Source organism: Arachnia propionica, assembly GCF_900637725.1.
Lineage (GTDB): Bacteria > Actinomycetota > Actinomycetes > Propionibacteriales > Propionibacteriaceae > Arachnia > Arachnia propionica.
Genome location: NZ_LR134406.1, coordinates 2,825,022 through 2,839,459, shown reverse-complemented (window position 1 = coordinate 2,839,459; position 14,438 = coordinate 2,825,022). Strand labels below are relative to the sequence as shown.

The following is a 14,438-nucleotide window of genomic DNA, read 5'->3' as shown; positions in this document are numbered from 1 at the left end:
ACCGTGGTGAGGGTGTCTGGGGGTCTGGGGTCGGTTGTGTTGTTCGGGTGTCGGGTGGTTTCGACTCGGGCTGCTCGTTCCTCGCGGCCCGGCTCAACCGGCTTGTTTTTCCGAAGTTGGTTGAGCCGACCTGCGAGCGGCAGCGAGTGGGGCGTGTCGAAACCAGGGGAGCGCGTCTGTGGGCTTTTGGTCGCGGTTGCGGGGTGGTTTCGACTCAGCCGTTCGCTTCGCTCACGCGCTGGCTCAACCAGCTTGGGAAATGGGTCCCTCGTCGGTGGGGGATGGCAGGATGAGCACGTGAGCGTATGGGACGAACTCGTGGGTCAGGACAGGGCCGTTGAGACGCTGCGACGTGCGGTGGCGGGCGGCAGGCACGCCATGACCCACGCGTGGTTGTTCGTCGGGCCGCCCGGGTCGGGGCGTTCCAACGCGGCACGTGCGTTCGCGGCTGCTCTCCAGTGCCACGACGGCGGCTGCGGACGCTGCAACGACTGCCGCACGTCGCTGTCCGGCGCCCACCCCGACGTGACCCTGCTGCGCACCGAACAGCTCAGCATCGGCGTCGACGAGATACGCCAGCTGGTTTCCAGGGCCAATGTCGCGCCCGTGAACCGCCGCTGGCAGGTGGTTGTGATCGAGGACGCGGACCGCGTCACCGAACGCGGCGCCGACGCGCTGCTGAAGGCCCTGGAGGAACCCGCACCGAAAACCGTGTGGTTGCTGTGCGCGCCCAGCGCCGACGACGTGATCGTCACCATCCGTTCCCGCTGCCGGGAGCTGCGGCTGGTCACCCCGCCGGTCGAGGAAGTGGCGAAACTGCTGGTCCGCCGCGACGGTGTGGACGAGGTGATGGCCCAGTACTGTGCCCGCGCTGCCCAGGGACACGTCGGTCGCGCCCGGGCCTTGGCTTTGAACGAGGAGGCCAGGAAACGGCGCCACGAGATCCTGTCGCTGCCCGCCCGGCTCAACACCCTCACCGACTGCCTGTCGGCAGCCGAATCCCTGGTCGCCTCCGCATCCGAGGAGGCCGGGCAGCTCACCGCGGACCTCGACGCCCGGGAGATGACGGAGCTCCAGGCGGCGCTGGGCATGGGCACCAAGCGGGTCAAGGCGCGTGGGGTCCAGGGAGCCATCAAGGAACTGGAGGACCAGCAGAAGGCCCGGGCGAAACGTTTCCAGCGCGACGCCCTGGACCGGGTGCTCACCGAACTGACCGGCTATTACCGCGACGTCCTGGCCTGCCAGACCGCCCCCGGTGTGTCGTTCGTGAACGCCGACATCGCCGACGAGATCACGGCTTTCGCCGGACGCACCCGTCCCGAACAGACGGTGCACGCACTCGACGCCCTGCTGGAGACCCGTAAGGCCCTCGAGGGCAATGTGGCACCCCAGCTGGCCTTCGAGGCGATGCTGCTGGGGCTGGGGCGGGCCTCGCATTGCTGACAAGGGCCGGGGAAGGTTCAAAACCGGGCGCGCCTCATTCGCGCTAGACGGGTGCGGTGAGAATATGGGCTCAAGCGTTGACTGATTCAGGAGGGTTCATGTCTTCACATGACGCAGGCGACTGGGTGCGGCAGAGCACGCCCCGCGGGGCCGACTGGGAGGACGAGCAGAGCGAGTACGGCACCGCCTTGGACCCCGCCGAGTGGGATGACCACGTAGCCGAGCAATCGGTGCCCGTCGAGACCCCGAATCCCAGGCCGCGCCCGGCCACCCGGGCCGCTGCTGGGTCGCAGGGTTTCTCCAGCGCGCCGCAGCAGCCCGCGCCCCCTGGGACGGGGGAGGAGAAACCCAAGACGGATCCCATGGCATCGCACGCCCCCGACGTCTCCTTCCAGGCTACGGCTACACCCACCCCCCAGGAGGATGAGGCCGCCGACGAACCAACTGTGGTGTCGGGCCTGAGGATGCCGGAGCCCCGGGACCCGGACCCGAGGCCGGCCCCGTCGTTCACCTCGGCCCCGGGACCCACTGAACCCGAGGACGAGGAGACCTTCGCGCGACCTCTCGACGCGCCGCATCCCGAGCAGGCGTTCCCGCAGCGCGTGGAACCCACCTCGCCGCAGCAACCCGAGACGAGGCCGCAGCAGATGGGGAACACCGTCTCATGGCCCCTCGAAGTGCCCGAAAAACACGAACAACAGCCCGACCCGCAGCGGACGGAACCGACCTTGGAGCAGCGCCTCGAGGGGGAGGTCGGGCAGGAGAGCACCTCGCGACCCGCGGAGCCCCCGAGGCCCCGCCCGGAACAGGTCGCTCCGCAGTACCACGACCCCGCCACGACCCAGCGTTTCGAACGCGTGAGGGCGCAATCCGCCCAGCCGTCCGAAGCCGCCGCGCAACAGCCGGTTACGCCCCAGCAGGCCACGCAACAGGAGACCACCGCCGTCTCTCCCGGGTTGTTCCGCGGGGACGCCACCAACGAGCCCGAATCCGCGGGAACGGCGGATGCGCAACCCGAGGCGACCGCAGTGATGCAGGCCCCCGCGCAGGAAACCAATCCGACCCCGCCCGCCTCGCCGATTCCCGTGGCGGAGCAGGAGGAGGAACGCCGCCGCAGGGAGAAGCTGGAGGCGGAACGTGCTGCCCGCAACGAAAGGCTCGGGGTGGTCGCGACCTCCCCGCGGAACGCCTCCCGCGCTCTCGTGGAGAAACCACGACGCACCACCGACGGGCCCCTCGCGAGCCTCGGCCTGTTCTTCCTGCGTCTCATCACCGCCGCCATCCTGACGGTCCTGGCCTACCAGGGACTCACCAACGTCGAGGGCACCACCGAGGCCCTGAGCCGAACCCATCTTCCGGAACCCCGGATGCTGGTGTGGATCGGGGGTTTCCTGCTGGCGGTCATGGCGCTGCTGCTGGTGATCGGCCTGCTGCAGCGGGTGGTTGGTGCGCTGCTGCTGGTGATGGCGATCTGTTCTCTGGCGTTCATCCGGTGGGGTGCGTTCAGCCCATTCCTGCCGGGGTTCGACGGTTTCCTCGGGGATCGTGATCTCCTGCTCGGCGCGGTCGGTCTGTTGCTGATCTGCATCGGCGGCGGTGGCTGGGGCATTGATGCCGCCTTCAGGCATTCCCGCGAGGCGGCGAGAGAGGACCGCGACCAGTAGCAGCGAATGCACGCCGATTGAGCCCGACCTGCAAGATCGCTCCCTAAACCTGGTTGAGCCTACCTGCGAGGCCTTTCCCTAAAGCTGATTGAGCCGACCCGCGAGCGCAGCAAGCGGGTCGTGTCGAAACCATCGCGAGGGCGTCCGGGGACTCGGGGCCGGGTCTGCTTTTCGGCTGCCGGTGGTCTCGACTCAGCCGTTCGCTTCGCTCACGTGCTGACTCAACCAGCTTGAAAATGGTGAAGCTGGTCGTGGCGAAACCGTGGTGGCTGCGGTCAGGGCTTTGTCAGCAGCCGTGTTTGTTGTGGTTGGTGGGGCAGGGGGCTTCTTTGGTGGGGGTGCTGGTCGGAACCGGTAGTGATGGGGTGGTGGGGGTGCCGTGTTTGTTGTTGGGGATGTTGACTGCGGATACCTCGACCACTTTGGTGTGGGCTTGGGTGGTGAGGTCCATTTCGATGGTTCCTTGTTGTCCGAGACCGGTCCAGACGATCACCCAGTGCGCGGTGGCTGTGATGGTGTAGTTCCCGGTTTGGTGGTAGATGTAGCCGCAGCTGGGGGATTTTTCGTTGCGGGTGTTGTGTTCGGGGTGTTCGATGCCTTTGTCGCATGTTTTGGTGTCGCCGTTGCCCATTTCCCAGGTGAGGTGGGTGACGGCTGCGGTGGCGGTGATCGAGTGTCCGGATTGGGTGACGGTTTTGGTGATGGGTCCCCAGGTGTTGGGGGTGGGGTTTTTGATCCACATCCAGTTGTTCCAGCCGATGTAGTTGTATCCGTTGGGTAGTTCTTCGAGGGGGTGGGGCCATAGTCCGATGTTGGGGGCGTGGAGGTCCATGCGTTCCATGGCGATCCTTGCGAGGGCGGCGGGTTCAGGAGTGCCCCCCGAACCCGCCCCTGGTGATCCGGAAGGCGCAAAACGCACGCATGACCCCGAGAGCGGGTCGTATTGGATGCAGCCTTCTATGGGCCAGCTCGGCTCTTCGGAACCACCCCCACCGGAACCCCCGCCGTCAGTGTTGCGGGGTTGCGTAGGCCTACCCGGTTGGCCGCCAGAACCCGGAGCACGTACTACAATTTCACAACTTCCGACAGTGCTGTCTTTTTGTCCGCAGCGGATGTTTCCTTCGGCGCGGGCCGACTGCTGGGACACGCCGGCCACGGCCAAGAGAAAAGCTGTGGCAAGGAGGACGGTGATGAGGCGTTTCATGCCGGACACCTCAGGGCGTTTTCGTTCGTGGCATCCCCGAATTTCCAGCCGGCCTCGGTTTTCACCACATTCACATTCCACTGGAGATACCGCGGCCGGTCCACCGGCACCACGCTCTTGCCGGTGGCCGAGTCGATCACATCGACCTTCCCGACATCTGTGCACATCTGGACATCCACGGAGCGCACACCATCAAACTCAACCGGCTCCGAAGCACCCGTGATGTGAACAACCGTTGTGCCGGTCTGCACCTGGCCTTTCCCGCGAAACTCGGAAAGACGATTCGCCTGTATTTCCTGGCTCTGGCCAATGGTGATATCCATCAAGGACTGCGGATCGGCATTCAAATCACTGAGTACTGCATCCCGGATGCGATAGTATTCGATCAGCACATTGGCTGCTTCGAGTTGTTCTGGGGTGAAGGTCTCCGACGGCTGCGGCCCCGAGGGCGACGATGCGGCCGACGGTTGGGCTGTGGTGGTTCGTGGAGGCTGCTGCGGGGCGGTCCCCCAGGATTCCGAACCACTGCTTCCCGATCGAGGCTGCTGCCCACCGCACGACGAAAGCAACAAAACCGCGGCAACAGCAACTGTGACGGCTCCTTTGATGCAATGTTTCACTGTTCAACACCTCCATTGGTGTCACAAACCCGGCAGGTTTCTCCAACCCGGGATCACACGACTCTAGAACCAACATCCGGACCCCGCGGGCCATTGCGAAGAATCTGGCCAAAAGTTAAGGGCCCGCGGATCGAGCAGCCCGTCGAGGATGGGTGAATCGGACCGGCGAACGTTGGTGCGGAGAGGATTGGCCTCGGGTCTTCTGCGGGCTGTCGGTGCCTGCGGTTACTCTGTTGGTCATGCCCAGAGTCATGGCCGTAGCCTTCGAGCAGTATGGCCGTCTGCACTACCTCGACCCGGGTGGTGTCGACTATCACGTCGGCGACTGGGTGCTCTACCCCACCGATGACGGAGCGGAGGTGGCGCGCGTGGTGTGGGCGCCGGAGGAAACGACGCTGGAGGCCCCGCTCCCGAGATGCCTGGGGCGCGCCACAAAGGCGGATCTGAGACGCGACGAGACCAATCGGGAACACCGCCGCCGGATCCATGAGGTGGCGGTCGAGCGGATCGCCGCCCACGGGCTGCCCATGAAGGTGATGGCAACCGACTACATAGACTCCTCCAAGGAGTACGACAAGCTGGCGGTGATCTACTTCACGGCCCCGGGCAGGGTGGACTTCCGCGCCCTGATCGGCGACCTGGCACGCGCCGTCGGGGCGCGCATTGACCTTCGGCAGATATCCTCCCGGGACACCGCCAGGCTGGCCGGAGGTGTGGGCATGTGTGGCCGGGAACTGTGCTGCACCCTGTTCTTCGACGAGGTCGAGCCCGTCTCCATGCGGCTGGCTCGCAGCCAGAACCTGGCGGCCAACCCCCTCCAGATCCAGGGGATCTGCGGGAAACTGCTGTGCTGCCTGGCGTTCGAGCACCCGCTGTACGTGGACTTCCTGAAGCAGGCGCCGCAGATCGGGGAACAGGTCACCACCCCGGACGGCCCGGGCCGGGTGGTCGGGCACGTGGTGCCGACGGGGGAGGTTGCGGTTCGAACCGCCGACGGGGTGAGACGATGCCCGCTCATGAAGATTTGTGCCAAGAAGAACCGAGTGGTGCACCGTGCCACCCCGGATGAGGAGAGTTGATGCGAAGAGGGATTGTCTGGGTCCAGGGGATGCTGATCTTCGTCGCGGTCGGTCTCGTGGTGGCGTTCTTCGCCAGCGGGATGCTGGCTCCGGGACGGCAGGCCTCGAGGACGCCATCGGCCGAGCCATCGGTGCAGTCCCCTCCCGCCGTCGGTGATCAGAAACCCGGGGTGCCCGCGGTTCCCGTCTCCGAACACGAGACGTGGCCGCACGAGCCGGTCGAGAACCCCGACCGGCAGCTAGACGTCAAGGCGTCCAACCCCTCGGTGCAGCTCCCGGCCGCCCTCGGCGACGACCTGACCCCCTACTGGCAGCAGTCCCTGAACTGGCAGCCCTGCGGCAGCGCCCTGTGCGCCACCATGAAGGTGCCGCTGGACTGGGACAACCCCGGCAAGGCGGCACTGGACATCAAGGTCACGAAAGCGCCTTCCGAGAACCCGACCAAGGGCCCGCTTTTCGTCAACCCCGGCGGCCCCGGCATTGAGGGGGGAACGTTCGCCACGAACTTGGGAAGCGACAAATGGAAAGGATACGACATCATCGCCTGGGACCCGCGCGGTTCCGGGGAATCCACCCACGTGCAGTGCGGCACCACCGAGCAGACGGACAAGGCCTATTTCGCGGACGGCACCCCGGACGACGAGGCGGAGAAAACCGCCCTCAACGACGTCTGGGCAGCCTTCGCCCGGGAATGCCGGGAGGCCTCCGGTGAACTGCTGGACCACATCTCCACCATCGAGAACGTTCGCGACCTCGACCTGCTGCGTTTCCTGACGGGAGCGGAGAAACTCAACTACCTGGGCGTCAGCTACGGCACCTTCATCGGCGCGATGTACGCGGAACTGTTCCCGGAACGCACGGGACACCTGGTGCTGGACTCCGCCATGGACATCACCAACGAGGGAGAGGTTTCCCAGGCCGAGGGTTTCGAGCTGGCCCTCGGACTCTACGCGGACTGGTGCGCGGGTGAGGGTTCCTGCTCTCTCGGGAACTCTCGCGACGAGGTGATCTCCCGCATCAACTCCTTCCTGCACGGGCTCGACGCCAAACCTCTCAAGGTCGGGGACCGGCAGGTGACGCAGGGCCAGGGCGCAAACGGCATCGCTTTGTTCCTCTACTCGGGGAAAGAGGCCTACCCGGGGCTCACCCAGCTCCTGGATTCGGCGATGAACGGCGACGGCAGGGTCATCCTCAAGGCCTCCGATCTCCTGTCGGGTCGCGCCGAAAACGGGTGGGAGACCGTCGCCTACGCTTTCCCGGCCATCCGGTGCGTGGACCAGCCGGACGCCGGGGTCGCGGCCACCGAGGAAGCACGGAAGAAGGTTGCCGAGAAGGCACCGGTGTTCGGCGGCAACATGGGATCGGAACTGGTCTGCGAACGCTGGACCGCCAATTCCGCACCCAACCTGAAACTGACCGGCAAAGGCGCGGCGCCCATCCTGGTTGTGGGGGCGACGGGGGACTCCGCCACCCCATACCAGCAGGCGGTCACCATGGCGAAGCAACTGGAATCCGGGCATTTGCTCACTTACGACGGTCCCGGTCACGGTTCCGTCACCTCGGGCAATGCGTGCGTGGACGAGACGGTCACCGCCTATTTCGAGGACGGCACCCTTCCTGAGGACGGCAAGACCTGCAGCTGAGGAGGTACTTTCCTCACGTCGCGCGGATGAGTCCCGCTCCCGGGTCTACCCTTGGTGCATGTCTGCGATAAGCCGGTTCATCGACCGTGTCTGGCCTCCAGCCTGGCTCTACTCCACCTACGAGGCCCAGGTGATCAAGCGGCTGGATCGCTCCGCCATGCCCCGTCACGTGGCGGTGCTGGCGGACGGCAACCGGCGGTGGGCGCGGCTCAACGCCCCCGGGCAGCCGCTCGTCGCGGGGTATCGCGCGGGGGCAGCGAAACTGCAGCAGTTCGTCGAGTGGTGCGACGACATCGGTATTCCCGTCATCACGCTTTGGGTGCTGAGCACCGACAACCTCGACCGGTCCGCCGCGGACGAACTGGAACCGCTGCTGGAGGTCATCGACGAACTGGTGGTGAAGCTGGCCGACACGGGACGCTGGCGGGTGCAGGCGGTCGGTGATCTCGACCTGCTCCCGAAGGAGCGGGCCGCCAGCCTCAGGGCGTCGGCAGCCAGAACGGAAGCAGTGGAGGGCATGCACATCAACGTCGCGGTCAGCTACGGCGGCCGACACGAGCTGCGCGACGCCTTCAGGTCGCTGCTGGCGGAACGGGCCGCGCAGGGCCGCACCCTGGAGGAGGTGGCGGCCACCGTCGAGATCGACGAGATCTCGGAGCACCTGTACACGAAGGGCCAACCGGACCCGGACCTGATCATCCGCACATCGGGGGAGCAGCGGCTCTCCGGTTTCCTGCTTTGGCAGTCGGCGCACAGCGAGTTCTACTTCTGCGAGGCCCTGTGGCCGGACTTCCGCAAGGTCGATTTCGTGCGTGCCCTGCGCAACTACACCCAGCGGGAACGCCGCTTCGGCCGGTAGCCGCAGCGGGGTCAGCGGCTCAGCGCCTTGACTAGCTGTTCGATGGTCTCCTGTTTCGGGGTGCCTCCGTCGGGCAGGGTGATGTGCCGGGAGAAGTAACCGTTGTGGTGGATGGGGCCCATGTTCACGGTGTGGATGCGGCCATCCCTGACGGCGCGGCCGTAGGGAGACAGCGGGGCCGTGAACCAGCGCCCGGGAAAGGCGATGGTGCCCAGCGACTGGGTGCGGTCGCGGCTGCCTTTCAGGTGTGTCAGCGAACCGACGTGATCCAGCCCCGGGTCGTCGGCGTAGACCCCGCCGATGGAGACGACGTCGACCCGCACGTCGTGGGCGGCCAGGAAACGGGCCACCCCACAGGCGATCTGCGCGCCACCGGAGTAGCCGATCAGCGTCACCGGTGCCGGGTCGTCGGGGTCGTAGCCCGCGTTCAGGAGGGAACGCCACACCACGCACGCGACCCCGAAATTGTAGGTGCCGCCGTAGCGCGGATCGGCGGAAACCAGCACCTGCATGACGTTGCGCAGGTTGATCAGGAAAGGCAGGGGCGACCAGGGGAACCGGCGTCGCGCCCAGTCCAGGCGACGCCACAACCAGGCGGTGGCGCGCTGCGGAAGCCCGCGGTTCTCCATGGCGTAGGGGAACACGTCCTCGGTGATGACCACGTCGGGAAGTTGTTTCCGCACCTCCTCCAGTACTGCGTGCTCGCGGCGTGACATCGAACTGCCGTCGAGCATCGCGATGCCCGACAGGTACACCGCGAACCGCCGGATGCCGGTGGCGGGTTCGGATTCCGGGGCCGGAAGGGACGGCGTCGGGTAGCGTCGTGCCCACCATTCGAGGGATTCGAGGGGAGCCAGCAGCGCCAGGACGAGGATCACAAGCAGCGTCATCTCCAGCAGCGCGAGAATCATCGGCCGGATCACGGGATCGCCTTCGCCTCGACGGGGATGAACGGCGCCCCAGCCAACACGTCCCGCGGGCCCAGGATTGCCGGGCGGCCCGTCACCAGGGTCCAGACGCGACCGGTTAGGTATCCGATGGGACGCCCGAGCAGCCGCGAGGCGAGCTGCATGATTCCCCAGGCCAGGCCGGTGGCGATCAGGGCCTGCCACCAGCTGGTTTCCATCGCCGCCGTCACCAGAAGCCACAGGCAGATTGCGCTCCAGCCCTGCAGGATACGGCCGATCAGCAAACCGAGGTGGGGAATGAACACCAGGAATCCGTAGGCCAGGGGAGCGGTGGAGGACAGCGTCACCGCCAGCAGATCGGTGAGGTGCATGCCGCGCTGGGTGACGGGACCCGCCACGACCCACAGGATCAGCGCCTGGACGGTGTACAGCAGGGTGAGGAAGATCCCGCCGACCACCAGCATCGCCAGGAACCGAACGCCCCTGACGCGGTTGATGAACAGCACGGCGCAGTGCCCGAGCAGGGTGGAGACCCCCGCCACCAGCGCGATGAGCCCGGCGGTGGGCAGGCCGGGCAACCCCAGGGAGGGGTCCTCGACCACCCGGAGCGAAGCCACGTCCCAGATGGTCGTCAACCATCCGAAGAAATCCACGCAGCCCATTGTCGCGGAACACACCAAGAATCGATGCAAGCTCCAAGCCGGATCCGCAGGCCGACTGATCCAGCTTTGTCTTTCTCGAAGCTGGTTGAGCCGGGCTGCTTCTTCCCGAAGCTGGTTGATCCGGCCTGCTTCTTCCCGAAGCTGGTTGAGCTGACCTGCGAGCTCTGCGAGTGGGTCGTGTCGAAACCAGGCGAGGGTGTCCGGGGTCTTGGGGTCGGGTTCTGGCTGCCGGGTGTGGGGTGGTTTCGACTCAGCCGTTCGCTGGCGCTCACGTGCTGGCTCAACCAGCTTTCATCACCACACGCTGGTTGAGCCGACCTGCGAGCTCTGCGAGTGGGTCGTGTCGAAACCTCTTGCGGGTGTCCGGGGTCTTGGGGTTGGGTTCTGTCTACCGGGTGTGGGGTGGTTTCGACACGGGTCGCTCGTTCCTCGCGGCCCGGCTCAACCAGCTTCGGAGAAGGGGATGTCCCGGCTCAACCGGCTTCAGAAAGGGGTCTCACAACTCACTGTCGGCGGTCTGCTTCTCGACGGCGGCCTTCGCCTCGTCCAGATGGGCCTGGCAGATGGCGGCCAGTTCCTCGCCGCGTTTCCACAGCGCCATCGACTCCGCCAACGTCGTCCCACCCGACTCCAGTGTGGCGACGGTCTTGGCCAGTTCGTCGCGGGCCTCCTCGTAGGACAACTTCTTGGATTTGGTCATCGGGACTCCTTAGGGTGACTGGCCTGCGTTGTGAGGGTGAGTTCGCCGTCGGCCAGATGGGCCGTCAACGTGCCTCCGACGGGGGCGTCGGCGATGCTGGAGACGGTGCGGTCGCCGTCGACCAGTAGGGCGTAGCCGCGTTGCAGGGTGGCCGCGGGGGACAGGGCCCTGACCGCCGAAAGGTGGGAGACCAGTTCGGTTCTTCTGCTGGTGAGCTGCTGGTCGATGGCGGTGCGGAGCCGGTGACGCAGCAGGGCGAGGCGGTCGCGGTGCCCCTCCAGGGCGGCGGCAGGGCTGGCGAGGACGGGGCGGCGGCGCAGCTCCGCGAGTTCCTGCCCCGCCTGCCCGATCCGTGCCTCGATGGCCTGCCTGAGCCTGGTGCGGGCCAGGGCGACGAGGTCCTGTTCTGCCGTGAACTCCGGGACGATACGGGAGGCCGCGTCGGTGGGGGTGGAGGCCCGCAGGTCGGCGACGAAATCCAGCAACGGGGTGTCGGACTCGTGTCCGATGGCGGAGACCACCGGGGTGCGGCAAGCGGAAACCGCCCGCACCAGGCCCTCGTCGGAGAACGGCAGCAGGTCCTCCAGGGCCCCACCGCCGCGGGCGATGACGATGACGTCGACCTCCGGGTCCTCGTCGAGATCCTGGAGGGCCTGCATCACCGACGCGGCGGCGTTCGGCCCCTGAACCAGTGAATGCGCGACGGTGAAACGCGCCGGCCAGCGACGGGTCACGTTGCGCAGCACGTCGCGTTCGGCGTCGGAATCCTTGCCGGTGATCAACCCGATGCGGCGGGGCAGCAACGGCAGCGGGCGTTTGCGGTGGGGATCGAACAGGCCCTCGGCCTGGAGTTTGCGGCGCCGCGCGTCCAACTCGGCCAGCAACCTGCCGACCCCCGCCACCCGCAGCTCCAGGCATTCGAAGCTGAGCGACGAGGTGGGTTCCCACACCCGCGGTTTCAGGCGCACCCGTACCTGCGACCCCTCCGGCAGCGGGCCCGCCGAATCCAACACGAAGGCCGTGGTCGTCACCGAACAGGAGACATCAGCGAACCGATCCCTCAGGGTGAGGAACTGGGTGGGTGCTGCGCGGCGTTTGATCTCGATTACCTGCGCCTCCACCCAGATCTCGCCGAGCCTGCCCACCCAGTCCGCGACGGCACCGACGACTCGCGCCAAGGGCTGCGGATGCTCGGGAGAACTGGTCAGGGCCATGTCAGGGAGCCTACCCATGCGCCCCGGCGAATACCCGGACTACGCTTGGAACATGAGCCAGCAACCTCTTGACAAATCCGAATTCGAGGCCGCACTGGCGGCCCGCAGGGACTTGGGCCCGGAGATGGAACCGGCCCTCGTCGAATCATTCGCGGAGAAGGTGGTTGCTGAAATCAGGCGTCAGCAGGCAATGAGCCCGGGACCGGGCATGTCGCAGACCTTCATACCGGCCCAGCAGGCCCGTTCGCAGCGCCACAACCGTTCCTACAGTCCGATGGGGCTGGCGATCACCTCGATGGTTCTGGCCATCCCACTGACAGCCATCGCATTGATATTCGGCGGGCCTCTCATGGGGATATTGGTGTGGGCGGGGATCGTCGGCATCAATTTCGCCGCCGCCCTGGGAAATTTCAAGCTCAACGACCCCTCGTCGCGCTGACGTCCGGCCACCGGGTGGCGGGCGATTCCCCGGTCACATCGCGACTCCCGTCCCCGGAAAACACCGCTGACATGGCCGCTTAGTATCGATGCCGTGAGCAGCAGGAAGGGAACCCGGAAACCCGGGGGACACTCGCAGGGCTGGGTGCCGAACCATCACGGGGCCTGGGCGATGTTGGTCATGCCCTACGTCATGGGGTTGATCTGGGCCATCGGGGCCGGACGGTTCTCGTGGCCGCTGGCGTTGCTGGCCCCGGTGTGGGTGATCGGCTACTTCGCCTTCTTCGCCACGGCGACGTGGCTGAAGTCGAACTTCAAACCCAGGTATCGCCGCGCCGTGATCACCTACGGCGCGATCACCGTCGTCCTCGGCATCCTGCTGCTGGCGCTGAAACCCGCGTGGTGGGCGTGGGCGCTGGTGTTCGGGCCGCTGACCGGGATCGGGTTGTGGCTGGCGTGGAAACGCCGCGAAAGATCGCTGCCGTCGGGTTTCGTGACGGTACTGGCCGCCGCGGGACTGCCCTTGGTGCTCGGCTCGGAGGGGCCGCTCAACCTCGGTGGCCTGCCGGTGCTGGCGGGGTTGTCGCTGGCCTGCTTCGGTTACTTCTTCGGCACCGTGTTCTACGTCAAGACCAACGTGCGGGAACGCGGCCGGGCGAGCTACATCGTCTACTCCGTCACCTGGCACGCGGCCTGTGCGGTGCTGTTCGCCGTCGTCGACTTCCACCTGCCCCGCTGGTGGCTGGTGGCGTTCTTCGTCGCCTGCACGCTGCGGGCGTGGCTGGTGCCCTCGCTGGGGGTGATGAAGGGTCGCAAGGTGACCACCAAACAGCTCGGCTACACGGAGATGATCGCCACCGCGGCGCTGCTGGCGATCCTGATTCCCGGGGTGTTGATCGCCTGATCGGCGGCCGGCCGGAAACGCCGAAGGGCGGTGTGCGCCCCGTACACTGGCCCGCATGAGCACCAGCAAGCGGGTCATCGTCGCTGCGCCACGCGGATACTGCGCGGGCGTGGACCGTGCCGTCACCACCGTGGAGAAGGCCCTCGAGACCTACGGCCCGCCCATCTACGTGCGCAAACAGATCGTGCACAACAAACACGTCGTCTCGACCCTCGAGAAACGGGGCGCGATCTTCGTCGACGAACTGGACGAGGTGCCCGCCGACGCCCTGGTGGTGTTCTCCGCGCACGGTGTCTCCCCGGCCGTCCGTGAGGAGGCGGTCCGCCGCGAGCTGCGCACAATCGACGCCACCTGCCCGCTCGTGACGAAGGTGCACCGCGAGGCGAAACGGTTTGCCGCCAAGGACACCGACATCCTCCTGATCGGGCACGCCGGGCACGAGGAGGTGGAGGGCACCATGGGGGAGGCCCCGGACCGCACCACCCTCCTGGAGAGCCCCGACGACGTCGACCGCCTCGACCTGCCCACCGACAAACCTCTCGTCTGGTTGTCGCAGACCACCCTCAGCGTCGACGAGACCATGGAGACCGTCACCCGGCTGCGGCAGAAGTTCCCGCTGCTGGTGAGCCCACCCACCGACGACATCTGCTACGCCACCCAGAACCGGCAGCAGGCGGTCAAGCAGATCGCACCCCACTGCGACCTGATGATCGTGGTCGGGTCGCGGAACTCGTCGAACTCGATGCGCCTGGTGGAGGTAGCGCTCGAGGCCGGGGCGAAACGCTCCGAACGCATCGACTACCCCCACGAGATCCAGGACGAATGGCTCGACGGCGTCTCCACCATCGGACTCACCTCGGGGGCCTCCGTGCCCGACGAACTGGTGCAGGGGGCGCTGGCGCTGCTGAGGGAACGGGGCTTCCCGAAGGCCGACGAGGAACGCCTCATCGAGGAGAACCTGACCTTCGCCCTGCCCCCGGAGCTGCGCCGCGATCTGGGCGGGGAAGATCAGCGACGATCCCGCCGCCACCCCGGCCGGCGAGGTGACGAGGCGGCGAAGAAACACGAACCCCTTGACGTGGGCGCCGATTGACCTTCCC

General features: G+C 66.7%; 14 protein-coding genes. 8 read left to right on the top strand and 6 right to left on the bottom strand.

Annotated features, from left to right (window positions below):
- Positions 1-297: 297 nt before the first annotated feature.
- The gene (locus EL272_RS12775; protein ID WP_061788181.1) at positions 298-1,443 is read left to right on the top strand and encodes a DNA polymerase III subunit delta'; all 1,146 of its coding nucleotides are present in this window, start codon (positions 298-300) and stop codon (positions 1,441-1,443) included.
- A 98-nt stretch (positions 1,444-1,541) separates the two neighbouring features.
- Positions 1,542-3,107, top strand: a complete 1,566-nt coding sequence (locus tag EL272_RS12770; protein WP_061788180.1) for a DoxX family protein — start codon at positions 1,542-1,544, stop codon at positions 3,105-3,107.
- Between the two features lie 286 nt (positions 3,108-3,393).
- Here EL272_RS12770 and EL272_RS15820 read toward each other — a convergent pair whose 3' ends face one another.
- Both EL272_RS15820 and EL272_RS15525 read right to left on the bottom strand, forming a co-directional pair.
- Entirely contained in the window at positions 3,394-3,948 is a 555-nt protein-coding gene (locus tag EL272_RS15820; RefSeq protein WP_061788179.1) for a hypothetical protein, read from the bottom strand.
- Positions 3,949-4,307: 359 nt separating this feature from the next.
- Positions 4,308-4,931 (bottom strand): hypothetical protein, encoded by a 624-nt coding sequence (locus tag EL272_RS15525; protein WP_073970105.1) that lies wholly within the window; start codon positions 4,929-4,931, stop codon positions 4,308-4,310.
- Positions 4,932-5,170: 239 nt separating this feature from the next.
- Here EL272_RS15525 and EL272_RS12760 point away from each other — a divergent pair, with 239 nt between their 5' ends.
- Genes EL272_RS12760 through EL272_RS12750 form a run of 3 tightly spaced genes read left to right on the top strand, consistent with a single transcriptional unit; the run spans position 5,171 to position 8,512 of the window.
- Positions 5,171-6,010, top strand: coding sequence for a PSP1 domain-containing protein (locus EL272_RS12760; RefSeq protein WP_061788177.1), 840 nt, complete (start codon positions 5,171-5,173; stop codon positions 6,008-6,010).
- On the top strand, positions 6,010-7,653 hold the full coding sequence (locus EL272_RS12755; RefSeq protein WP_061788176.1) for an alpha/beta hydrolase: 1,644 nt from the start codon (positions 6,010-6,012) through the stop codon (positions 7,651-7,653). Before EL272_RS12760 ends, EL272_RS12755 begins: the two co-directional genes overlap by 1 nt.
- 58 nt (positions 7,654-7,711) lie before the next feature.
- Positions 7,712-8,512 carry an isoprenyl transferase gene (locus EL272_RS12750; RefSeq protein ID WP_061788175.1) on the top strand — a complete coding sequence of 267 codons (801 nt, stop codon included), beginning with the start codon at positions 7,712-7,714 and terminating at the stop codon, positions 8,510-8,512.
- 11 nt (positions 8,513-8,523) lie between these two features.
- Here the strand turns inward: EL272_RS12750 and EL272_RS12745 are convergent, their stop codons facing one another.
- The 4 genes from EL272_RS12745 to xseA form a co-directional block, all read right to left on the bottom strand.
- A complete protein-coding gene (locus EL272_RS12745; RefSeq protein WP_061788174.1) occupies positions 8,524-9,435 on the bottom strand; it encodes a hypothetical protein in 912 nt (303 codons plus the stop codon).
- Complete coding sequence (locus EL272_RS12740; RefSeq protein ID WP_126409466.1) at positions 9,432-10,073, bottom strand: hypothetical protein; 642 nt, start codon at positions 10,071-10,073, stop codon at positions 9,432-9,434. Before EL272_RS12740 ends, EL272_RS12745 begins: the two co-directional genes overlap by 4 nt.
- Positions 10,074-10,578: 505 nt before the next feature.
- Positions 10,579-10,782 carry an exodeoxyribonuclease VII small subunit gene (locus tag EL272_RS12735; protein WP_061788171.1) on the bottom strand — a complete coding sequence of 68 codons (204 nt, stop codon included), beginning with the start codon at positions 10,780-10,782 and terminating at the stop codon, positions 10,579-10,581.
- Complete coding sequence (gene xseA, locus EL272_RS12730) at positions 10,779-11,996, bottom strand: exodeoxyribonuclease VII large subunit (RefSeq protein ID WP_061788170.1); 1,218 nt, start codon at positions 11,994-11,996, stop codon at positions 10,779-10,781. The genes EL272_RS12735 and xseA overlap by 4 nt, the downstream gene beginning before the upstream one ends.
- 52 nt (positions 11,997-12,048) lie before the next feature.
- Between xseA and EL272_RS12725 the strand changes: the two genes are divergently transcribed.
- From EL272_RS12725 to EL272_RS12715, 3 genes are all read left to right on the top strand, one after another.
- Complete coding sequence (locus EL272_RS12725; RefSeq protein WP_073970111.1) at positions 12,049-12,435, top strand: hypothetical protein; 387 nt, start codon at positions 12,049-12,051, stop codon at positions 12,433-12,435.
- Positions 12,436-12,528: 93 nt separating this feature from the next.
- Entirely contained in the window at positions 12,529-13,338 is an 810-nt protein-coding gene (locus EL272_RS12720; protein WP_061788168.1) for a YwiC-like family protein, read from the top strand.
- A 55-nt stretch (positions 13,339-13,393) separates the two neighbouring features.
- The gene (locus EL272_RS12715) at positions 13,394-14,431 is read left to right on the top strand and encodes a 4-hydroxy-3-methylbut-2-enyl diphosphate reductase (protein WP_061788167.1); all 1,038 of its coding nucleotides are present in this window, start codon (positions 13,394-13,396) and stop codon (positions 14,429-14,431) included.
- Positions 14,432-14,438: the final 7 nt, after the last annotated feature.